This window comes from Lacticaseibacillus yichunensis (genome assembly GCF_003946405.1).
GTDB classification, from domain to species: domain Bacteria; phylum Bacillota; class Bacilli; order Lactobacillales; family Lactobacillaceae; genus Lacticaseibacillus; species Lacticaseibacillus yichunensis.
Genome location: NZ_RHOG01000008.1, coordinates 1 through 21,108, shown reverse-complemented (window position 1 = coordinate 21,108; position 21,108 = coordinate 1). Strand labels below are relative to the sequence as shown.

The following is a 21,108-nucleotide window of genomic DNA, read 5'->3' as shown; positions in this document are numbered from 1 at the left end:
TTTGCGAGGCACCTTTTGTCGTCACTTACTCTCGGCCGGTTTGTGCTTCGATTGCGGGCGTCCTTCCATCAGCTGAAAACGAATCGCCGGGGGCAAAAGCGACAGGTCATACATGTGGGCGCGGTGAGTCGTGATCTGGCGGCGCTGGTCATTGAGCGCGGTGAGCCGTTCATGACGATACACCGGGTCCTTCACCAGCTGTGAATCCACCGGCGGCAACACGGCGTCGCGAAACGCCGGCGTCGAGATGACCTTGATGCGGCTCGGGCGCGTGAGCACGTAGATCGCCGGGGAAAGGGCTTCGATCTGGGCGATGCTTTCCTTTATGATCTCTTGTTGCTTTTTTTGAACTCTCTGCAGAAATTCTTGGACATGCGGGCTCAGGGTCTTGGCCGTGCGTTTTTGAGCCGCTTGAAACAAGACAAGTGACACTTCTTCGTGAATATACGTCGTTGTCTGATCTTCTAAAGTTCGCTTAGCCTTTTCGTGTTTATTGAAATAAGCTTCCTGAACTCTCAGCCAGTGACGTGTGATCTCGACCACTTCTCGACGTGAATTATGATGAATCTGTTTGATCTTATTGCGTTGGACAGTAGACAACGGCTGTGAGAACGCTTGAACATGGCCCATCAGGCTCACCCGCGTGCCAATGTTCGTCAGTAACCTCACAAGTGTCGGCGTTGCCTCTACATAGATTGTTTGATAGTCAAGATTCAATTCCTGCTCCTGACTATCAAAGAAACGCTCCGGGGCAATGCGTAAGACATCAACGGTCGTCTCAGTATCCCGCACTAATACCTTTAGGGTTGTCGCGCCAAGTAGCCATCCCGCGATCCCCAATCGACTGATTCCCATCTTCATCGGCCTCTCCCTTCCTCTCACGTTAAGCTAACTATACAACGGATCTCGTTAAACTAGTGTCAGATAGGCTTGGGACGACTGGCCTCACCAATCTGGTTCACAGAAATAGAATACGCGATCGAAGCGGAAACAAACTTGTTGACAAGAAACCGCTTACTATATAAAATAAAGTAGAATTCTCGATTGCAGGTGTAGGCCCTGCTAACCTACTGCTCTCCTGTACAATTAGTCGGAGATCCACCCGGTGCGCCGGGTTCCGAGCATCATCAGCTTTTCCCGGGGCCACTTGGGCTAGGTCCGCTGACTTAGTTTAAGTGGTATGAAGCCACGACGGTCACCATTACTACTATAGTGACTAGAGGTAGCGACAGTTCCATCGCCGTTACCCGCCAAGGTGAAAAGGGTCCCGCCAGTTGTCACCGTGCTGGCGGTCACATAGGGCACTGCAGTCACGTAATCGCATCAAGTTAAAAATGGGGCCTTTCGGGGCCTCTTTGTCGTGGGCTGGGCGAAAAAAGTCTCACTTTTCCCAAAAATTTCGAACCACACAAAAATTTTCCAGCCATATAAAAATGCAGCGCCGATTTTTCCGGCGCTGCATTTTGTTAGTCTCATGATTTTAGGCTTCACTCGCCTGCGGAAGATCCAATCCCGGCACCGCGTTCAGCGTCGCATCGGCGAAGTGACCCTTTGCCAATTCAATGTGCGCGGCAGCTCCGATCATCGCGGCATTGTCCCCTGTCAGCCGAAGTGGCGGCACGATCACATCCACATTTGGAAAAGCCTCAGCCAGCGCGGCAGTCAATTTTTCCTTCAAGCCTTGGTTCGCCGCGACCCCACCGGCGACGATCAATTGCTGAACCGGATACTGCTGAAGCGCCTTGATCGTCTTGTGCGTCAGAACATCTGTGACCGCCGCCTGAAAGCTAGCCGCCAGATCATTTTTATCCAACGTTTGCCCCAGTTGATCGGCGTGATGCACCGTGTTGATAAACGCTGACTTCAGCCCACTGAAGCTGAAATCCAGGTTATCTTCTTGATCCATCGCGCGCGGAAAATCAAAGGTGTCCTTGCCCTGATGCGCCATGGCATCGACCTGCTTGCCGGCGGGATACGAAATACCGAGCACGCGCCCGATCTTGTCGTAAGCTTCCCCAGCGGCATCATCGCGGGTATCGCCGATGATGGCAAATTCGCCGGGCGCTGAAACAGTCACCAGTTCCGTATGTCCCCCCGAGACCACCAAGGCCAACAGTGGATAGACCAGCGGCTTCACGAAGCGGGCGGCATAGATATGGCCGGCCAAGTGGTTGACGGGAATCAGCGGCAGATGATGGGCGAAGGCGACAACCTTCGCCGCAGTCACGCCGATCAAAAGCGAGCCGACCAACCCGGGGCCATAAGTGACCGCGACCGCCGTGAGCTCGTCAAAGGTCACCTCGGCCTCGGCCATGGCTAAGTCGATGCATTCGGTGATCTGCTCAACATGATGGCGGCTCGCGACTTCGGGCACAACACCACCGAACCGTTTATGCGAGTTGATCTGGGTGGCGATGATGTTGCTCAAGATCGTCTCGCCATTTTCGATCACCGCCACCGACGTTTCATCGCAGCTACTTTCAAAAGCTAAAATCAGTTCCCGCTCAGCCATCTTTTTCCCCTTCTAATTCAAAGGTAACCACATGTCCATCGCGTCTTCGTGATGCGCCACATAGTACCCCTTCTTGATCTTGCCATCCTTAAAGCCCAGCGCATGATACAGCGCCTGGGCCACCACATTGTCCGTTCGCACCTCAAGCGTCATTTTCGCCGCCCCACTGGCGATCGCTCGATCGATCATTTCCTGCATCAAAAAGCGACCGAGTCCCTGATGCTGAAACACCGGCGACACGGCGATATTCGTGATGTGGGCCTCGTCTTTGCTGAACCAGCAACCCACATAGGCGGCTAACTGGCCATCTTCCGTTTCGGCAACAACATACAGCGAGTGCGCCGTTTTGCGTAGCTCGGAGATAAACGCCACACGATCCCACGGCGTCTCAGCATAAATGCGGCGCTCAAGATCCAGCGCCGCATCGATATCATCGGTCGACATTTTCCGAAGATGATAGACCCGCGCCTTGATCGTGACAACTTGGGGCTCAAACAACAGATCATCTTCTCCGCCGCGGTCAAACCATGATCTAAACTTTCTCAACATAAGGCTCATGTCCTGTTTCTTGATGTGTTTTCAGCCAGGTAGTCTCGGCTTCGGTCAGCCGCAAATAGCGCGGCACGAAAGCATCGATGTCTGCGACCGGTGCGGCGACCCGCCCCAATGCGCCTAACCGACTGGCGCGCGGCAAGGCCGAGACCGGATCCGCAAACCGCGCGAGACTCCCGAGTTGTTCAACAATCGTTTCCCGCATGCTCAAGGCGTCCGGGCCGGTGAAAACGGTTAGCTGACCGAGGGCGGCGATCTGTGCCAACACCTCAGTTAGCGCAAGATGCCGATCCGCGATCACCGTTTTGAGCCGGCCATCATCCGTCCATTGATACCCGCCGGCAAAAACATTCCCGCGCCGGGCATCCATCAAGGCCACGATCAGCTCTGAGGTGTGGCGTTCACCGGCAGCCAGCGCCGCCAGACTCGAGACGCCAACTAACTCTTTATGCAGGGTCGAGGCAAACGTCTTGGCCGTCGTGACCGCGATGCGCAATCCCGTGTAGGACCCGGGGCCTGCCGCCACCACGAACCGATCGATGTCGTCTGCGCCCAGCCCACTGGCCGCCAGCAGACTTTCAATCGTCGGCAATAATTGCTCGCTGTGATCTTTCATCCGCCGGTTCAGGGTGGTCTCGGCCAACAGTGTCGCATCTTCCATGACCGCCACACTCATCGCCTGCTCAGATGTATCTAACGCCAGCAGCTTCATGAAAAGTCCTCCCATCATATCTTTGTTGATTGTAACACAACCTGAGAAGATGCAAAGACGGGCGCCGGTTCATGTCTGCCCCGCGCATAAAAAAAACCGAGGCGATCGCCCCGGCGTGTGATGCTAAAACGCAATATGCGGTTTGACCCGCTCGACTGTTTTCAAAACAGCATAACCCAATGCGACGTTGATCGGCAGCTCGATCAGGTTCTTGACCGTGCGGATGCCGATGATGCCCTGCCATGGCGTGCCCATGATGTTCAGCCACAGCGTGTTCAAAAAAATGTTGGCGATCACCATGACCAACACGAACGGAATGATCGTGCGAACCAGGCTGACCTTCCGATCGTGCAAAAACAGGCCATACAGAATCGCGGCCACGGCGGCGGTCAATGTGAAGCCCGGGAAGTTGTTCCCCGGTGAAAACAAAATGGTCTTGAATTGATCTGCAAACGCAGCATCGACCGCGCCCCACCATGGCCCAAGGTAATACCCCATCAGAACCGTCGCCAGAAACGCCGGCGAGATCTGAAGCCACGTGTTGCCAAACGAAAACCGGCTCAGGATCACGGAAAAGACCATGAACATGGCCATGTACACCACGGTGCGGGTGGACATTTTGGGACTGGACAAAGATAAAACAGGTTGTTGCATGATGACAATCTCCCTTTGTAGGAGACGCCTAACCCAATAGGCGAATGCGGCTGCCGTACCGCGGCCAAAGCCTTCGTCCGCTGTTCACATTCCGTTCCAGCGGCACTTAACGCACGGCAACCTACTCCTTTATTTTTTGGTGCGGCTTCATCATACCGCAGCCTTCATGAAAAGAAAATATTCGTGTTTTGCCGCTCTGCCATGAAAATGGGATGGCCCTCATCGCGACTTCACCGCCCACTCAGCAGCGATTCAGGCGCCCGTCGCTTGCGTTTTTTGGCGGTACGGCATAAGCTCAGAGCAAACCCGAAAAAAGGAGCTTGCGCAATGAAAAAAATTCTTGTGCTCCATACCGGTGGCACGATCTCGATGCATGCAGATGCAAGCGGCGCCGTTTTGCCCAGCGAGACCAATCCACTTTTGGCGATCGACGCGGCAATGCCGGCCGATGTCACGTTGATCACCGAAGAGGCTTTCAACCTGCCTTCCCCGCACATCACCCCAGAAAAGATGCTCGCCCTTTCCCTGCGCATTCATCAGGCGGAAGACGATGGCATCGATGGCGTCGTGGTCACCCACGGCACCGATACGCTGGAGGAGACCGCCTATTTTCTCGATCTGACCCTAGACAGCACGATTCCGGTCGTTGTAACGGGGGCGATGCGCTCAGCTAACGAGATTGGCACCGATGGCAGTTACAACTTTATTTCTGCCATTCGCACGGCGGCCAGTGATGGTGCCCGCGGCAAAGGGTGCCTGGTCGTGATGAACGATGAGGTCCACACCGCGCGTTTTGTGACGAAAACACATACGACTAACGTGGCGACATTCCGCACCCCAACCTTTGGCCCAATCGGCTTGGTCACAAAAAATGGCGTCCGCTTCTTCCAGGAGCTGATCAACTATCGCGCCTGCCCGATCGATCATGTCGTTGCGAACGTCTTTTTGCTCAAAGCGTACGCCGGCATGGACGGCACACTTTTCGACGCACTGCCAGAGAACACCAACGGCCTTGTGATCGAGGCGCTGGGCGCCGGCAATCTGCCACCTGCCAGTCTCCCAGCGCTGGGCCGCCTGCTTGCCCGCGGCGTCCCGGTAGTTCTGGTCTCTCGCTGTTTCAACGGCGTGGCGGAAGACTTTTACGATTACGAAGGCGGCGGCGTGCAGCTCAAACAAATGGGCGTGATCTTCTGCCAGGGTTTGAACGGCCAAAAAGCACGGATCAAACTGATCGTCGGGTTGTCCGGCGGCAAGACCGGCGCTCAACTCGCCCGGTACGTGAACAATGCCGTTAGCTGATTTGTCGCTGACAACGCTGTACCACGAGCTCGCGCAACAAGGTCCATCCGGCTGGTGGCCCGCCGACTCAAAATATGAGATCCTCGTCGGCGCCATTTTGGTGCAAAACACCAACTGGACCAATGTCGCAAAGAGCCTCGCTAATTTACGCACCAGCACCGATTTTGATCCAGCCAAACTTGCGGCCATGCCGCAAGCAACGCTGATCGAGCAGATTCGCCCCAGTGGGTTTTACCAGAATAAGAGTCGGGCACTCCTCGCGCTGTTTGCTTGGCTGAAACGCCGCAACTTCGACCTGACCGCGATCGCCCAGACCCCGCTTGATCAATTACGGCCGAAGCTTCTTGCGCTACCCGGCATCTGTCAGGAAACGGCGGATGCCATGCTACTATTTGTTTTCGACCACCCAGTATTTGTCGCCGACACCTACGCAAGACGGCTGTTCGCCTGGCTCGGCCAGCCCACCGCCACATACAGCGCGTTGAAAGCCAAAACGCATGAAGTCGACGCCTGGCCGCTTCACGACGCGCAGGAATTGCATGGCCTGATCGATAATTATGGCAAAACGGTGAAAGATCCGATGACTTTTGCGGCCAGTTCACTGGCTGGCATGCAGCTGGTTCTGTGAGGCCGATGAGCCGGATTAATTTTTCGCCATTCAAAAAGCACCACAGGACGCCGCAGCAATTTGCGTGTGCCTGTGGTGCTTTTTGTTGTGTGCACCTCAGCGTCGGTCGCGCCAACGCAGCTGGGCTTCGGCATTCACCACGCCAGCCGTGACCACCTGATGCGCCGTGTCCAGGCCATCCGCACTGACGGTGAATTGCGCCTCGGGCTGCGTCCCATAAGCGACTTCCCGGGCATATTTGATGCTAGCGCCGGTCAGTTCATGCGAATTGAGAAAATCCGCGCCGAGCGAATCCTCCATCCAGTCTAAGTACCGGGTGTTGTGCACATGGCCATTCTCGTCGATGTCAAAATACCGCACGCGATATGGCACCGCCTGGACGTCGCCGCTCAGCTTGGCCAGCCGCGGGAAGCGTTTGACGTGGGTGTCAAATGGGGCGCCGACCCGCTCAGCAAAATCGGCGATCACCGGAATCAGCTTGCGCGTCGTCAGGTCCATCATCACCCACGCGCCTGTGAACCGCAGCAGTTCGTCGCCGGCCACATCCTTGATCCAATAGTCGCGATAGGTCATCAATTTGTTGTACGTCGTCGCGGCAGTGCCCAAGATCAATTCTTCTTCGGCTTTTGGCATCCGGTTGATCGTCATTTCGTATTGTGTGATCACCCAGCCTGCGCCGTGTTTGGCTAGGGACGAAATGCCGGCGTCGAGTTGATCCAGTTGGTGCTCAGACCCCATCAGCGCGATATCAACGGCACTGCCCAGCGAGATCTGGCCTTTTTGATTGCCCAGATACACTGGAACTCGGTATGGCTCTTCATAATTCATTCTGCATCCCCCTCATCCAACTCGTGATAGGCGTTGTAGACGACTTGTTTCTTGACTCCGTTGCGTTTGGCCACCGTCTTGATCGCCTCATTCGGCCGGGCGCCGGCCACAATAGCAGCCTCAACTTGCGCCTTCAGCGGTAAGTCTGGCGCCTGCAACGGCTGATCCGGGGCCCCAGCCACCAAGATCACGAATTCCCCGCGCGCCTCTTCCGTCATCGCCGCCGCCAATTCGCTGAGCGAACCGCGCAGAAACTCCTCGAACTTTTTTGTCAGTTCCCTGGCCAAAACAGCTTGGCGATCGCCGAACACGGTCTCCATCATCGTCAGCGTCTTGGCGACCCGAAACGGCGATTCGTAAAAGATCATCGTGGCTCGCTCGTTGTTCAGGTCCTCGAGTGCCGTGCGCTGCTCTCCCTGTTTTCGCGGCAAAAAACCGTAAAACAAGAATGGCTGCGGCACTAAGCCGGACGCGATCAATGCGGTCAACCCGGCATTCGGGCCAGGGAGCGGCACAACTGGCACGCCAACCTCGATCGCTGCGTGCACTAATTCCTTGCCCGGATCGGAAATGGACGGCATGCCGGCATCGGATAGTTGGGCAATGTTCTGCCCTTCTTGAAGGCGGGCCAAGAGCTCCGGAATCCGCGCCTGCGTATTGTGTTCATGAAAACTGATCTGCTTGGTGGCGATGTCAAACCGGTTGAGCAACTTTTGCGTGTTGCGCGTGTCCTCAGCGGCAATCAGATCGACGGCCTGAAGCGTCTCGATGGCGCGTTGCGTCATGTCGCCCAGATTGCCGATCGGCGTCGGCACCAAATATAGCGTCCCACTGTCATGCGCGGCAAAACTCGACACGCGCTGCATTATTGCTCACCATAGATGATATCGACGCAAAAGGCGCAGGGTTCATCATCGATTCGGCGCTGGCCATAATAATAGGGGCAGACATGAAAGCCTTCTTCATACAGGCTTTCGAGGTTCTGCTTGGATCTGGACAGTTCAACATCGCCGTTGGAGCGATGCTCGGGACTATTTTCCATCGCCTGCAGGTGCTCGCGCAGGTGCTGGTTCTCCATTTCAAGCTCCGAATTTTTGGCCAAAACATCTGCCATTTCGGCCTTGATTGCCCCGAGTTGGGCAAGGATGCTGGACGTTTGCTGCTCCAATTTGACGATGCCGTCGTATAGCGCTTTTTTTTCCATATCTATCCTTCTAACAAAGTGAGTATCAACTGCTCCGTGGTGGACTGAAAGGTGACGTTTTGGCTGAGCTGGACCTGCGCCATGAGCACCGCGCTCAAGGCACCTGCTAGCTGTTTTTCCGACTGGTCCGCCAGCAGCTCGATCAAGGGGCCACCGAACGTCGCGGGCACCTTCGCGTGAAAATGTTGATTCAACGCGTCTTGGTAAACAAGCGCGATCAGCGACAGCAGGACCTGCTGATCGGCCGGCTTTGGTGCGAGCGGTACCAGCGTCGTTTGCACCTGCACAAAGGCCTCGTCGTCATGGGCGGCGACCAGCCCGATCACAGTCTGGACCTTGGCCACCTGTTGCTGAAACGTCTCATCAGCTGCCAGGGTCTGGGCCGTCTGCACATCCGCACTCAAGGCCGCAGCCGCTGCGGCAAGCGAGGGCGCAACGCCACTTTGATCCAGCGCCGCGATCACGGTCTCGCGACGTGGCGGAGGAAAATTGATCACTTGCGCCCGTGACAAAATGGTCGGTAGCAACTGATTTTTCGCCGTGGTGGTCAAGATGATCACCATCCCTGGCACCGGCTCCTCGTAAAATTTCAAGAGGCTGTTAGCGGCCTGGGCGGTCATTTTATCCGCATCATCGATGATGAACACACGCTGATTGCGCTCGACCCCTGTTTTCGCCATTTCCGCCTTCATGTCGCGAATGTCATCGACCTTCAGGCTGCGCAGCGTCGTTTGCAGGATCACCACATCCGGATGATTGCCCGTCAGCACCCGCTGACATTCACTGCAGCTGTAATCCGGCTCACCGTTTTCCTGGACATGTTCACAAAAAAGGCGCAAGGCGATCCACACGGCCAAGTCATGCTTGCCGGTTCCGCTTGCACCGTTAAATACATAGGCCTGCGACAACTGTCCGCGCGCGATCACTGAGGCAAACTGGCGGACCAGCTTGGGCTGCAGGGTCGCAATATCAGAAGCAGCCATTAGAACCGCTCAAATTGTTCGATTGGCAGCACAAACACGGTCGCGCCACCGACTTGCACTTCGATCGGGTAGGACATGGTGCTATCCGCGGTGGTATCCAGGTGGACTGGCGGGGTCATGAACTGTTCACGCGTCTGCGCGCTGTCTTTGATGATCTGCAAGACCTCATCGACACGCTCGTCTTCGATCCCGATCAAAAACGTGGTGTTGCCAGACTTCAAAAAGCCGCCCGTCGTCGACAGCTTGGTCGCCCGCACGTTTGCGTCGATAAACTCGCTTGAAAGCAGATTGCTATCCTTATCCTGAACGATTGCTAAGATCAATTTCATGATGATTCCCTCCTTAATTGCTGGTCATGACTGCCAATCTGAGACTAAATGTTGCTGCAGGACGCTGAGACACGCGGCAATCACCTGCGGCAGCGGCTGCGTGGCGTCGATCGTGTGAATGCGGGTCGGCGAAGCGGCCGCCAGATCTAAGTAAGCCTGCCGTACGCGCAGATGAAACGCCTCTTTTTCCTGATCCAACCGGTCGTATTGCCGCTCGCCTTGATGCGCCTTGATGCGGGCCAGCCCCACTTCACTTGGCACATCCAGGTACAACGTCAGATCCGGCTGCCGACCCGCTGTCGCAAACAGGTTGATGGCGCGCACCGCGTCTTCCCCGATACCGCGCCCGGCGCCTTGATAAGCGATCGAGCTGTCGACAAATCGATCACAGATCACCACGCGCCCCGTCGCCAGCGCCGGCTCGATCACCTCGACCAGGTGCTGTCGGCGTGAGGCCGCGTATAGCAACGCCTCGGTCCGCGCATCCATCGCAGTGTTGGCCGGGTCCAAAATGAGCTCGCGAATCTGTTCGGCGATCGGTGTGCCGCCTGGTTCGCGGGTCAAAACGGCCGGCTGGCTCAAATGTGCGTTCAATCGTGGCATCAACCCGTTCAAGACACTTGTTTTGCCCGCGCCGTCGGGTCCCTCAAAAGTGATCAATTGGCCCACGCCAACGCCCCCATTTCTCATCCAGTTACTCCTAGTTTACTTGAAAAACGACGTGAAAGAAACTGCCAGCCTTCGGAAATCATGCCCGCGTATCAAAAAACGGCCGGGTCGCCCCGGCCGTCCGTCGTTTAGCGGCCATTTGCCGCGCTGAGCTGCTCGGCCGCCGTTTTTTGAATGATTGCTCCGGAGACTTTGCGTACCCGGGCCTCCCGGTATAAAAAGTCAAACAGGGCTTCCTGCAAGGCGAGGCTGGCGCGGGTCTGCTCATCGACCTCGCGAAAGGTCCGCAGCAAATTTCTTTGATGCGCCATGCGGCCGCGAACATCGGTCACGGCGTCCATCAACGCCTGGTCCGCATTTTCCTTGATCGCCGGTTTTGCTTTGAAAAACATCGCGCACCTCCTATAACTCAGTGCGGCCCTCGACCGCCTTCAACAAGGTCATCTGGTCGGCATACTCAATGTCAGAACCCACCGCCAGGCCATGTGCCAGGCGAGTCACCTTGATGCCAGCCGGCTTGATCAAGCGTGCCAGATATTGCGCGGTGGCTTCCCCTTCTGGCGTGGCGTTGGTCGCAACGATCACTTCGCCTACCGCCGCATCATCTTTAAGCCGCTGCAAGAGACTTGAGATGTTGAGGTCTTCTGGCCCGCGCCCATCGATCGGGCTGAGGACGCCGTGCAGCACATGATACAGGCCGTGATAATCCCCGCTGCGATCGATGCTCATGACATCTTTGGGCTGTTCGACCACCAAGATCGTCTTGTGGTCCCGGCTGGGGTCCTTGCAGATCGCACACGGGTCCTCATCCGTAATATTGCCGCAGATCGAGCAGTAATGCAGGTCGTTTTTGGCGGCCGTCAAGCTCCTGGCGAACGTCTCGACGTCCTCTTTGTTCATATCGATGGTGAAAAAAGCGAGCCGGGTCGCTGTTTTGCTGCCGATACCCGGTAACTTCATGTAACTATCGATCAATTTTGCGATTGGATCTGGATATTGCATCTTAACCTCGCTACATCGGCAAGCCTTGTGTGAACTTGCCCATCGTCTTTTGTGTCTTTTCTTCGATGTCAGAAAGCGCCTTGTTGACCGCTTCGATGATCAGATCCTGGAGCATGTCCGGGTCGTCAGGGTCGATTGCCTCGGGCTTGATGGTCAGATCCTTCAGCTTCTTGTCGCCGGTGAAGACCACGGTCACCATGTCTTCAGCCGACGTGGCGGTGAATTCGGTCCGGTTGAGTTCATCCTGGGCCGCCGTCATGTTACTTTGGAGCTTCTTCATCTGTTTCATCATACCTTGCATATTGCCCATGCCACGCATAGTCGTCACCATTCCTTTTTAATCATTTTTGATCGTGATATTGTCTGCCTGCCCAAAAAGGTCGCCGATCGTCTTCACGACCGGATCCTCTTGCGGCTTTTTCTTGGCCTGCGTCGTCGGTGCGCCTTTCGTCTTCAGATAGGTGGTGCGAATCTCTGGCCAATCCACGGCCTCGACCAAGACGATGACCGGGCGTTTGCCAGTCAGCCGCTCCAGCCCATTTTCCAGTTCCGCCATCAGGGTCTCGTCGCTGTTGGCGCGCGCGACGAAGATGTCGAACTGAAATTGGACGATCACCCCATCCGGACTGGCCGCGACCGGCTTTGAGACGTTCATCATCGCCCGTTTTGGCGGCGTCAGCATGCTGAGCAGATCCGGCCAGACCTCCTTGAGCGATTCGAGATCGCCTTTGGTGGCTTTTTCCAAAATCGGGTAGATGTGCGCCTTATCGACCTGCTTCGGCCCTTTTTTCCGGGCTGACCCTTTAGCTGAGGCCGGCGCACTTTTCGCAGTCAGGCGCCCCATCGCTTCCTTGAGCGTCGTCACCTGTTGCGCCAAGTCCGCAACTTCTTGACTGCCGGCCGGGTCGGCTTGGGCGACCAGCGCGCTCACCGCTGGCCGCTCGCCTAAGCGGACCGTTGCAACTTGAAGGTACAGCGCCGGATGATTCGTCAGCCGCAACTGCTGCTGCGTCTCATTGAGCACGTCGATCATGTGGTACAGCTGGTCGGCGCTCAACTGGCCGGCCAGGTCCTTAAAGGCATCATCCAACAGCGCCGCCTGGGTCGCATCGATCAAACTCGGGGCCGCCTGATAGACCAACAAGTCGCGCAGATATTCGATCAGGTCCTCGATCAGGCGTCCCGCGTCCTTGCCCGCCGCAAGCAACTCGGCGATCGTCGTCAGTGCTTTTGCCACATCGCGGCTCGCAATGGCCGCCAGATACACCCCAAGCTCGGCGGTGCTGGCGCTGCCGGTCACATCCAGAGCATTTTCCGTTGTGACGTGATCGTCGCCAAACGCCATCACCTGGTCGAGGATGGACAAGGCGTCACGCATCCCGCCTGCCGCCGCCCGGGCGATCACCGCCAGGGCCGTATCGTCGTACGTGATGCCTTTGTCGTCGAGAATGAAGGCCATCCGTTTGATCAGGTCTTCCGGCGTGATTCGGCGAAAATCAAACCGCTGGGTCCGCGAGATAATGGTCGCTGGAATTTTTTGCGGCTCCGTCGTGGCGAGAATGAAAACCACATGCGCAGGCGGCTCTTCCAGCGTTTTGAGCAGCGCATTGAACGCGCCGGTCGAAAGCATATGCACTTCGTCGATGATGTAGACCTTGACCCGCGCCTGGGTCGGGGCGTATTTTGCCTTGTCGCGAATGTCGCGGATCTCATCGACGCCGTTGTTGGACGCGGCATCGATCTCGATGACATCCGTCAGGCGCCCTTCGTTCATGGCCACACACAGCTCGCAAGTATTATCCGGCTCGCCATCTTGGAGGTGCTCACAATTCAACGCCTTGGCCAAGATTTTGGCAACCGAGGTCTTGCCCGTCCCGCGCGGCCCCGTGAAGAGATAGGCGTGGCTGGTCTGCCCGGTGATCAGCGCATTTTTCAGCGTCCGCACGATTGCCTCTTGCCCGATCACGTCGGCAAATTGTTGCGGCCGCCAGACCCGGTACAATGCTTGATATGCCATCATCACGCCTTCCTTTCAAAGTGAAATCGTCTTGTCTCAGTGTACCATAATATCGGTTTGCTCGACCCGTTGTCGCCGGAAAATCGCCAGTGGCAAATAAGCCGGAGATGGACCGGAAATGAGTCGGAAACGAGTCGGAGAGCGCGGTCAGACCCAGTGGAAAACTGTCGCCCCATTGGCCCAGGTCACCAGCCCGCAGGCGAAAAATAGTTTGCCACCGTCCTCGCCCACAGAAAAAGGAGCCACCCGCAGGCAACTCCATGAATAATGGCATAAAACAAGAGGCACATGACGAACTCACCTTAGTGCTGCTTCCTTCCGGATCTGACACGATTCGATGAGCCATCATTGCCTCAAGGCCTTACGGCAAAAACAATTATACCTGCTTTGATGACTTTTGACCAGCCTGTTTTCGCTTGCGCCGCTCACGAATGCCGCGGAAAAATGTTTGTAGCAGCGCGGCAGCCTCCTGCGCCCGCACCCCTTCAACCACCGTGACTTGGTGATTGAACCCGGTGTCGCTCAGCAGATCGACCAAACTACCGGCCGCGCCAGCCTTTGGATCGCGCGCGCCAAAATAGCAGGTGCGAATGCGACTGTTGATCATGGCCCCAGCGCACATCGGGCACGGCTCCAGCGTCACATACAGGTCACAATCTTCCAGCCGCCATGTATGCAGTGTCATGCACGCCTCTTGAATTGCCAGGATCTCGGCGTGGAGCGTGCTGTCCTGGGCATGTTCGCGCAGATTATGGCCGCGCCCCACGACTTGCCCGTCATGCACGATCACTGCCCCGATCGGCACTTCGCCGATCGCCGCCGCGTCCTCGGCCTCTTCTAGCGCGAGCGCCATCCACCGGTATTCATTTTCCATGTGAGGCTCGCCTTCTTCCTATGCTACAATGGGGGTGAAACTTTTCTGTGAGGGACGATCATTGACTACTATTTTACCATTACTCAAGCAATATTTTACCGTCTATGAAGCACCGCCGTTTCCGGCTGACACAATAACCATGGCAATTGATGGCCAGGTGATTGCCGTCGCAAAGGGCGATCTATCGCCGCGGGAACTCGCGCTTTTGTCTGCGTTGGTCCCACAGCTGAAAAGCACCCACCCGTGGGCCCTTTATTTGCAAGGCCAAGGCCCGGCTCCGAGCAAAAAAGAGGTCCGGTTCCTTCAGTTTGCGGTGAGCTTTGAAAAAGCGGCGGCCAGCGAGGCGGATTGGCTCGAAGCCTTCATCTCGCTGTTCACCAGCAAGGCCACGGGCTTTTTTCTCACCTCAGGGCGCGGCGTGATCGTGGAGCCACAATCCAAAACGCCAGCAAGCCTCGATGAGCTGCAGGGCATGATGGATACGCTCGACACAGATTTTGGCACCAAAACACGGCTTTTTGTTGGCCATTTTTGGCAGCCGAGTGATGAGATGCCAAATCTTTTTGCCGAAGAGAGTCGCCTCGCCGAAAGCACAAGCGGGCGCCTGGAAAATCTGCAGAGTATCGCGTTGAATTTTTACACGCAAAACCCGCGCAGTCGCAGCACGATCATGAAGACGCTGACGACGCAGATCAGCCAAGATGATCTGGACATGAAACCCGTCATCAACGCGCTGTACCAGAATCAGGGTAACTTGACCGCGGCGGCCAAGGCGCTTTACCTGCATCGCAACACTCTGCAATATCGAATCGACAAATTTCAGAGTCAGACCGGTTTTTCCCTGAAGCAAATGGATGATCTGGTGCTTTGCTACCTGCTGGTGCAGGGCAAGTAGAAAAATGCGCGCAGCCCAAGATTTTTCGGCTCCGCGCATTTTTATTTGTCAGATGATCGTCTTGATGCCCATCACGATCAACAGCAGCGCCATGAATGGCTTGAGATAGTTCGCGAACTTGCCGCTGGTGAGATGTGTCATCAAGTGCGGTGCGACCAAGGCTCCGCCGAGCGCCCCGATCATCAGGCCGAGCCCAGCATGCCAGTCGACCGCGCCGCCGGTCAGATGCAGCAGCGCGCCGACTAGCGACATGAAGACCAGCACATATGAAGACGTCGCCGCGGCGTCCATCATATCCAGGCCCATCATCAAGAGTCCGGCGATGATCGGCCCACCGCCGGACAACCCCGCGATGCCGACCATCAGCCCGCTGAGCACGCCGAATAAACTGGCCAGCCAGCGCCGCTGCTTTGGGGCACCGCCGTTTTTTTGAAAGAGAATGTTCACACCAAGTCCAGCTAAGATCAGGCCGATCACCCATTTGTAGATCGTTTGCGGGATATAGGGTGCAACCAGCGAACCGACGATCACAGCCGGCAGCGCCGCCAGCAACATCTGATTGCCGAGCTTCACGTTCACCTTGCCTTGGCGATAATAAGTGAAAGCCCCGAGCGCGAGCGATGGTAGCGCGGTGACCAGCGAGGTGGCTGCCGCCGTATGCGGATCAAGGCCAAAAACCGCGGTCAAGACGCCTAGGTAAAATGCGGCCCCGCCGCCGCCCATCGAGATCACAAAGACCCCAATCACAAATCCAATCACGAGCAGCCCAACGATCATCATCTAGAAGATCTCCCTTGTTGTGAATTGGTGCCGCCGCTATCTGAAAAAAGCAGTATACTGATGGCATCGTCAATTACACATTGTAGTTCACATTTACTAGTTGTAAATACCGGCAGAAAATTTTTTCGGAGGTCACTATGTCTAAACAAGTGCTGACTCAAACGCGCATCATCGAATGCGGCATCGCATTGATCAACAATGGCAGCGCAGTGAGCTTTGCCAACATTGCCCGGGAACTCGGCACCAAGTCGCAGGCGCTTTACCCCTACTTCGCCAATCAACAAGCCCTCAGTTACGCGATTCTCGATCAAACAGTTGCGAGCCTCGTCGAGCGTTTGAAAACGGATCTGTTCGGCAAGACCGGTCGCGAAGCGTTAGTCGAATTTGCACTGATCTGCCGCAGGGTCTGCCTGGAACATCCCCGCCTCAGTCAGTTCATCGTCGCCTTACCGCGAAGCGAGGATGCAATCGCAGATGAACCGGTGGCCGCCTTTCGCACGCTCTTGACCCAATCGGTCGCGGCGGTCGTGGCCAGCGAGCGGGCACGCCTGCTTGGCGGCCGGCTGCTGCGGGATCTGATCATCGGCGAGTTGATCAATATTTCCTCCGGCTGGTTCAACAATGCGGAGCTGCCGCAAGAAGACAGTTTTCGCTGGATGATCGAACGCGGCATCGATGCACTGACAGTCGAAGACCGCACGCCAACAAAATAGCGGCGTCGCCCAGTCTAGGCAAACGCCGCTTCAAGTGGAATGAGGGTCGGTCGAGCGAGTCAGGCCGACGCCTTTTGTGCATGTAAAATATAATAGCCATGGGCCTTTTGCAACACGACCGCGTCTCCAAATGTCGCCTTCATCAACTTCAAGGCCGACGGGGCGCCTTGTTTTTTCTGCAAAACGACGAACAGCTCGCCGCCTGGCAAGAGATGCGCCAGGCTCCCGCTCAGGATCGCGGACACCACGGCCTTGCCTGCCCGCACCGGCGGATTGGTGACGATTGCCGCAAACTGGCCTTCGATCGCGTCGTAAACAGAGGACTCAAGAATCTCAACGTTCTCGACCTGATTCGCCGTCGCGTTGCGCTTTGCCAAGGCGAGCGCTCGTTCGTTCACGTCGCTCATGACGACGTGGCGCGTCGGCAGCGCTTTGGCCAGACTCAACCCGATCGGCCCCCAGCCGCAGCCGACGTCCAGCACCGGCCCGGCAATCAGCGTCTGCGCCATGACCGTGTCGATCAGAGTGCGACTGCCGAAATCGACCGTGTGCTTGGAAAACACGCCGTTGTCGGTGGTGAAGGTCAGCTGATGGCCAGCCAAGTCGAATTGAAAGGTCTGCTCGTCATGGGCCAGCGCCGGATCATTTTCAAAATATTGTGTCATTCATTGTCCCGCTTTCCTGCGCGACTCACCCAATCGGAGACTTTATCGATAAAGTCCAGCCGCCGTGCCAAGATGCCGCCGTTGGACTTTGGCGCATCGACGCGTGTGTTCACCAGCAGTAAGATCTGCAGCAACGTGAACAGCAGCGAGTTGCGTTTTCGGTACGCGACATATTTTGGCACCCAGGTGGTCACATATTTATTCTTATAAGAGCGTAACCCAGCGAAGCCATAAAAGCGATAGCCATATCGATAGACTAGATGCGCCATTTTTTCTTCCAAAAAGGCGTAGTCGGACTTGCCGACGTTGGCCAGGGGTGCCATGCCCATATCAAACTGGGTGTACCCGTCCGCCTTGGCCTGCTCAAACAGGTTGATAAACACCGCGTCCATGATGCCACTTGGCGCTTCTTCGCTTGAGCGCATCAAGTCGATCGAGGTGATATTTCCGGCCGTCATCGGCATGGCCGAGGCAAACGCAACGATCTGGCCGGCCGTATCTTTGATGACCGCGATTGGGGCGCTGTTGAGGTAATGCACATCGAAAAAGCCAAGCGAGAAGCCTTTTTCAGGGCGCTCCGCGAGCCAGCTGGCGGAAACGGCCTGCAGCTGGGCCATGGTCCCGGCGTCAAACGGCGGCTGAAGCCACTCGTAGCGGTAGCCTTCGCGCTCAAATTTGTGCATCAAGGCCCGCTCCCCTTTGCGCTTAGTGCCAGCCAAGGTGAAGGCGGTGACGTCGACGTACCCTTCCTCACCAAACTTCATGAAGTCAAACCCAAATTCATGAAGCAACATTGTCAGCTCTTCGGTGATCTCGTAAAAGACCAGAGAGAGGTTCTGCGCGTCGGCCGCCCGAATGAAATCGCCGATCGCATGTTTGACCTCAGCCGGATCGCCGATCGGTTCCCCCAGCACGACCAACTTATCCGTTTTTTTGCGAAACAGGAACATCACGCGGTCTTCGCCGTCCACCTGATAAAATCGCACGCGCTTGTCACGGGTGAACGCCAGATGCGAGATCTCGTTGCCGCCGAAGCGGTCGATCAACGCCTGGATGCGTTTTTCATCATACGGATCATCCAGCGTCTTCAGCGGGCGCGACAAATAGTGGTAGATCAACGCCAGCGTCAGCGCCGCCGCGATCACGCCCACCAGCGTCGTGAACCACATCCGCTCTGACGGAAATAGAAAGACTTGCGGCACCGGCCGCCGGTGATGAATGCTCGGCGCATTATAAAACGCGGCGATGCCGTAAAACAGTGCCGTCAGCCCGAAGATGCCACCATCGATCAGCCGATTACCCCACGGAAAATCCATCCGGTCGCGCGTCAATTCTTTTCGGGCAAAGAAACCGGCAATCAAAATGATGGCCAAAAAGGCAATAAAGCGGCCGCTTGCCCCGCGATGCAGCGACCAGACCAGCGCCCAGGCCATCACCGCCATGCTTGGCAAAAATGCCCGGCGAACGCGACTCGCCACGCCTCGCGCCAGCCCAAAGATGATGAAGGCCATCACGATGTTGGTCACGCGGCTGAGAAACAGGAAGGTATAGGGATAAAGGCGCGTATACAGGTGATTATGCATCGCCGCTTCCGGAATAACGCCGCGCAGCAAGAGCATGATGGCGGAAAAGTACATAAAGACGACCAGGAGGCCAAACGTCACTTTGCGAATCACCTGCATCGGCAAGCCTTCCAGGAACTCGTTGACCCGCCGGCCGGCATCCTCGATGAACAGCACCGCGCCAATCACAAACGGAATCACATAGTAGAACAGCCGGTAAAAGAGCAGCCACACCATCGCAAGGTTAGGATCCACGCCGATCGTCCCCAGGCCCATCAGCATGAACACATCAAAGGAGCCCAGCCCACCAGGCACCATCGACAGCACGCCGATCACGTTGGCGACCAAAAACAGCGGCAGCACATGCAGCAAGTTGATCTGCACATGCAGCATTGCGCCGATCATAATGAAGAACCACGCGCACCCGCCCCATTCCAGGAACGAGCCGAGCGTCAGCCGCAACTGACGCGCCAGTGGCATATCCGCGAAAAACCCCTTGTTGGTCAAATGCGTGATCAGCATCAGCACCGGAAAATACGCCGCACCGCCGATCAGCCAGACCCAGTAATCGGTGTACATCTGGCCGATGCCAAAGCCGAAGATCATGATCAGTGCGATCATGGACCACAGCGATAGCCCCGCAAGCAGAAATAAGGCGATCTTTGAAATGGCAAACAGGATCTGTTTTTGCGTCGCGCCCTTGTGGTAAAAATTCGCCCGCAGACTAGCGCCGAGGAAGCCGCCGAAGCCCAGGATGTTCGTGAAGGAGTTGACGATCCAGCCAGACCGCACGATGTAGCGCGGCTTGAACGTCCCCGGCAACATCTCGACGATCGTGAAATCGTAGTTCAGCATCGGGAGCACCGCGACCAGGCCGACGCCCGCCATCAACAGCAGCGACAGCGGCCCCTGAGAAGCCAAGCTCTCCTTCATTGCGGCGCCATTCAGGTCATTGGCAATGCGGCCGAATTCAAAGAAGACCAGCACCAAGACGGAAAGCACGAACAGCACTTTCAGCAGTGTGAGATGGGCGCGCACCCAGTCGACCACGCGCATCGCGACTTTTTTCAAGATCGATTCCTCCGTTTCTTATCTTGACCATTATATCGAAAAGCGGCGGGCGATACGGTAACAAAAGCGTAAGGCACTGGCCGGTGAAAAGTCACGTCGGAGGTACTATGCGCGGCGATACAGCCATGGCAAGCGGTTGGCATCACGAGCGTACTGACTGAAATACGTGTCGTTTCATCATTTATGAATGGCAATCTTTCGCGTAGGCCTATACGCCTCGGCCTCACATATCGAGTAAGTATATGCGCATTTTCTTGTTGACATTTGATGCGTATACGCGTATTGTTTCGATAGTGGGAAGGAGGAAGGAAGTTGGTTCAACATCAAGCTAAAGATGTGCTTCAACTACTCAAGGCAAACGGCTTCAAGGAGTTGAAGAACAGACAGCGTGGCGACCCTCATCGTTACACTGACGGCAAAGGCCATATGATCACAGTTCCTTATAGCCAGCTCAAGGACAACCTTGCACCGAAAACGTATGACATGATACTGGCGCAAGCGGGTCTCAAATAAGGCCTCGCAACCCAACTTCCAACCACATCATGGAAAAACCAAACTATCTCGTCTACCCAGCCGTCTTCGATAACGTCGACAACGAGGGCTACTATACCGTCACGTTCCCGGACGTACCTGATACGATCGCGCAGGGTGCAACGCTTGAAGAGGCTGTTAAGAATGCGCCTGACGCCCTTGCAGTTGCCCTGCCAGACTACAAAGAGTATCCGGCGCCAACCCCCATCGTGGACGTGCAGGCGGCCAACCCTGGGCTGTTGGTAAGTCTCGTCGGCGTCGATATGCTGGCTGCCCGACGAAAAATGCGCGATGTGACCGTTCGCAAGAATGTGACAATTCCGCAGTCGCTTGATGAGGAAGCACGCGCGGCAGGAATCAATTTTTCAGAGACATTAACTGAAGCACTCGAGGAAAAGCTGGGCATTTGATGGATGCGCAGCTTTTTATTTTTCCCCTCTTGCCCCTGACCAGCCAAATCTGGCAAAAGTTTTCAGGCACAAAAAAACGCGCACAACCGCCGCCATTGCTGGCATGCGGTGCACGCGTTCTCGTTCAAGCAATCAATAAAATTACTTGAGGGTAGTAAGAGCACATCGCGCCACACCAACGTTTGCGGCGCCTTGTACCGCATTTGTACCGTATTTTG

25 protein-coding genes, 1 other RNA gene and 1 riboswitch are annotated in these 21,108 nt (G+C 56.1%); of the genes, 6 read left to right on the top strand and 20 right to left on the bottom strand.

Going from position 1 to position 21,108, the window contains the following annotated elements; all coding sequences use genetic code 11:
• Positions 1 to 21: 21 nt before the first annotated feature.
• The 5 genes from EKM95_RS03930 to EKM95_RS03910 all read right to left on the bottom strand — a co-directional run bounded on the left by EKM95_RS03930 (position 22) and on the right by EKM95_RS03910 (position 4,430).
• Positions 22 to 861 (bottom strand): hypothetical protein, encoded by an 840-nt coding sequence (locus EKM95_RS03930; protein ID WP_125696538.1) that lies wholly within the window; start codon positions 859 to 861, stop codon positions 22 to 24.
• A 619-nt stretch (positions 862 to 1,480) separates the two neighbouring features.
• Complete coding sequence (tsaD, locus tag EKM95_RS03925) at positions 1,481 to 2,512, bottom strand: tRNA (adenosine(37)-N6)-threonylcarbamoyltransferase complex transferase subunit TsaD (RefSeq protein WP_125696537.1); 1,032 nt, start codon at positions 2,510 to 2,512, stop codon at positions 1,481 to 1,483.
• A 12-nt stretch (positions 2,513 to 2,524) separates the two neighbouring features.
• Positions 2,525 to 3,061, bottom strand: a complete 537-nt coding sequence (gene rimI / locus EKM95_RS03920; RefSeq protein ID WP_125696536.1) for a ribosomal protein S18-alanine N-acetyltransferase — start codon at positions 3,059 to 3,061, stop codon at positions 2,525 to 2,527.
• The gene (gene tsaB / locus EKM95_RS03915; protein ID WP_125696535.1) at positions 3,045 to 3,776 is read right to left on the bottom strand and encodes a tRNA (adenosine(37)-N6)-threonylcarbamoyltransferase complex dimerization subunit type 1 TsaB; all 732 of its coding nucleotides are present in this window, start codon (positions 3,774 to 3,776) and stop codon (positions 3,045 to 3,047) included. Before tsaB ends, rimI begins: the two co-directional genes overlap by 17 nt.
• Before the next feature lie 123 nt (positions 3,777 to 3,899).
• Positions 3,900 to 4,430, bottom strand: coding sequence for a folate family ECF transporter S component (locus EKM95_RS03910; protein ID WP_125696534.1), 531 nt, complete (start codon positions 4,428 to 4,430; stop codon positions 3,900 to 3,902).
• Between the two features lie 36 nt (positions 4,431 to 4,466).
• Positions 4,467 to 4,561: riboswitch (THF riboswitch) on the bottom strand.
• A gap of 196 nt (positions 4,562 to 4,757) precedes the next feature.
• Between EKM95_RS03910 and EKM95_RS03905 the strand changes: the two genes are divergently transcribed.
• Positions 4,758 to 5,729: an asparaginase gene (locus EKM95_RS03905; protein WP_125696533.1), complete on the top strand. Its 972-nt coding sequence runs from the start codon at positions 4,758 to 4,760 to the stop codon at positions 5,727 to 5,729.
• Positions 5,716 to 6,357, top strand: coding sequence for an endonuclease III domain-containing protein (locus tag EKM95_RS03900; protein WP_125696532.1), 642 nt, complete (start codon positions 5,716 to 5,718; stop codon positions 6,355 to 6,357). Before EKM95_RS03905 ends, EKM95_RS03900 begins: the two co-directional genes overlap by 14 nt.
• Before the next feature lie 96 nt (positions 6,358 to 6,453).
• Here the strand turns inward: EKM95_RS03900 and EKM95_RS03895 are convergent, their stop codons facing one another.
• The 12 genes from EKM95_RS03895 to tadA form a co-directional block, all read right to left on the bottom strand.
• Entirely contained in the window at positions 6,454 to 7,185 is a 732-nt protein-coding gene (locus EKM95_RS03895; RefSeq protein WP_125696531.1) for an acyl-[acyl-carrier-protein] thioesterase, read from the bottom strand.
• Entirely contained in the window at positions 7,182 to 8,051 is an 870-nt protein-coding gene (gene rsmI / locus EKM95_RS03890; RefSeq protein ID WP_125696530.1) for a 16S rRNA (cytidine(1402)-2'-O)-methyltransferase, read from the bottom strand. Before rsmI ends, EKM95_RS03895 begins: the two co-directional genes overlap by 4 nt.
• A complete protein-coding gene (locus tag EKM95_RS03885) occupies positions 8,051 to 8,389 on the bottom strand; it encodes a DNA replication initiation control protein YabA (RefSeq protein WP_125696529.1) in 339 nt (112 codons plus the stop codon). The genes rsmI and EKM95_RS03885 overlap by 1 nt, the downstream gene beginning before the upstream one ends.
• 2 nt (positions 8,390 to 8,391) lie before the next feature.
• Positions 8,392 to 9,372 (bottom strand): DNA polymerase III subunit delta', encoded by a 981-nt coding sequence (gene holB, locus EKM95_RS03880; RefSeq protein WP_125696528.1) that lies wholly within the window; start codon positions 9,370 to 9,372, stop codon positions 8,392 to 8,394.
• Positions 9,372 to 9,701 (bottom strand): cyclic-di-AMP receptor, encoded by a 330-nt coding sequence (locus EKM95_RS03875; protein ID WP_125696527.1) that lies wholly within the window; start codon positions 9,699 to 9,701, stop codon positions 9,372 to 9,374. The genes holB and EKM95_RS03875 overlap by 1 nt, the downstream gene beginning before the upstream one ends.
• Positions 9,702 to 9,725: 24 nt before the next feature.
• Positions 9,726 to 10,391, bottom strand: a complete 666-nt coding sequence (tmk, locus tag EKM95_RS03870) for a dTMP kinase (protein WP_125696526.1) — start codon at positions 10,389 to 10,391, stop codon at positions 9,726 to 9,728.
• 107 nt (positions 10,392 to 10,498) lie between these two features.
• On the bottom strand, positions 10,499 to 10,762 hold the full coding sequence (locus tag EKM95_RS03865) for a YaaL family protein (RefSeq protein WP_125696525.1): 264 nt from the start codon (positions 10,760 to 10,762) through the stop codon (positions 10,499 to 10,501).
• A gap of 10 nt (positions 10,763 to 10,772) precedes the next feature.
• On the bottom strand, positions 10,773 to 11,372 hold the full coding sequence (recR, locus tag EKM95_RS03860) for a recombination mediator RecR (protein WP_125696524.1): 600 nt from the start codon (positions 11,370 to 11,372) through the stop codon (positions 10,773 to 10,775).
• Between the two features lie 10 nt (positions 11,373 to 11,382).
• Complete coding sequence (locus EKM95_RS03855) at positions 11,383 to 11,691, bottom strand: YbaB/EbfC family nucleoid-associated protein (protein ID WP_125696598.1); 309 nt, start codon at positions 11,689 to 11,691, stop codon at positions 11,383 to 11,385.
• A gap of 18 nt (positions 11,692 to 11,709) precedes the next feature.
• Positions 11,710 to 13,389, bottom strand: coding sequence for a DNA polymerase III subunit gamma/tau (gene dnaX, locus EKM95_RS03850; protein ID WP_125696523.1), 1,680 nt, complete (start codon positions 13,387 to 13,389; stop codon positions 11,710 to 11,712).
• A 268-nt stretch (positions 13,390 to 13,657) separates the two neighbouring features.
• Positions 13,658 to 13,755, bottom strand: an RNA gene (gene ffs / locus EKM95_RS03845) — signal recognition particle sRNA small type.
• Positions 13,756 to 13,765: 10 nt separating this feature from the next.
• Positions 13,766 to 14,263 carry a tRNA adenosine(34) deaminase TadA gene (gene tadA, locus EKM95_RS03840; RefSeq protein WP_125696522.1) on the bottom strand — a complete coding sequence of 166 codons (498 nt, stop codon included), beginning with the start codon at positions 14,261 to 14,263 and terminating at the stop codon, positions 13,766 to 13,768.
• A gap of 139 nt (positions 14,264 to 14,402) precedes the next feature.
• On the opposite strand from tadA, the gene EKM95_RS03835 reads away from it, so the two are divergent.
• Complete coding sequence (locus tag EKM95_RS03835; RefSeq protein WP_164510077.1) at positions 14,403 to 15,158, top strand: helix-turn-helix domain-containing protein; 756 nt, start codon at positions 14,403 to 14,405, stop codon at positions 15,156 to 15,158.
• A 48-nt stretch (positions 15,159 to 15,206) separates the two neighbouring features.
• Here the strand turns inward: EKM95_RS03835 and EKM95_RS03830 are convergent, their stop codons facing one another.
• Entirely contained in the window at positions 15,207 to 15,938 is a 732-nt protein-coding gene (locus EKM95_RS03830) for a sulfite exporter TauE/SafE family protein (RefSeq protein WP_125696520.1), read from the bottom strand.
• Positions 15,939 to 16,075: 137 nt separating this feature from the next.
• Here EKM95_RS03830 and EKM95_RS03825 point away from each other — a divergent pair, with 137 nt between their 5' ends.
• Positions 16,076 to 16,651 (top strand): TetR/AcrR family transcriptional regulator, encoded by a 576-nt coding sequence (locus EKM95_RS03825; RefSeq protein WP_125696519.1) that lies wholly within the window; start codon positions 16,076 to 16,078, stop codon positions 16,649 to 16,651.
• 59 nt (positions 16,652 to 16,710) lie between these two features.
• On the opposite strand, the gene EKM95_RS03820 is transcribed toward EKM95_RS03825, so the two are convergent.
• Positions 16,711 to 17,316 (bottom strand): class I SAM-dependent methyltransferase, encoded by a 606-nt coding sequence (locus tag EKM95_RS03820; protein ID WP_125696518.1) that lies wholly within the window; start codon positions 17,314 to 17,316, stop codon positions 16,711 to 16,713.
• Positions 17,313 to 19,949 carry a bifunctional lysylphosphatidylglycerol flippase/synthetase MprF gene (gene mprF, locus EKM95_RS03815; protein WP_379897144.1) on the bottom strand — a complete coding sequence of 879 codons (2,637 nt, stop codon included), beginning with the start codon at positions 19,947 to 19,949 and terminating at the stop codon, positions 17,313 to 17,315. Before mprF ends, EKM95_RS03820 begins: the two co-directional genes overlap by 4 nt.
• Before the next feature lie 312 nt (positions 19,950 to 20,261).
• Between mprF and EKM95_RS03810 the strand changes: the two genes are divergently transcribed.
• Both EKM95_RS03810 and EKM95_RS03805 read left to right on the top strand, forming a co-directional pair.
• Positions 20,262 to 20,462 carry a type II toxin-antitoxin system HicA family toxin gene (locus EKM95_RS03810; protein WP_125696517.1) on the top strand — a complete coding sequence of 67 codons (201 nt, stop codon included), beginning with the start codon at positions 20,262 to 20,264 and terminating at the stop codon, positions 20,460 to 20,462.
• 29 nt (positions 20,463 to 20,491) lie between these two features.
• A complete protein-coding gene (locus tag EKM95_RS03805) occupies positions 20,492 to 20,890 on the top strand; it encodes a type II toxin-antitoxin system HicB family antitoxin (RefSeq protein WP_125696516.1) in 399 nt (132 codons plus the stop codon).
• Positions 20,891 to 21,108 lie beyond the last annotated feature (218 nt).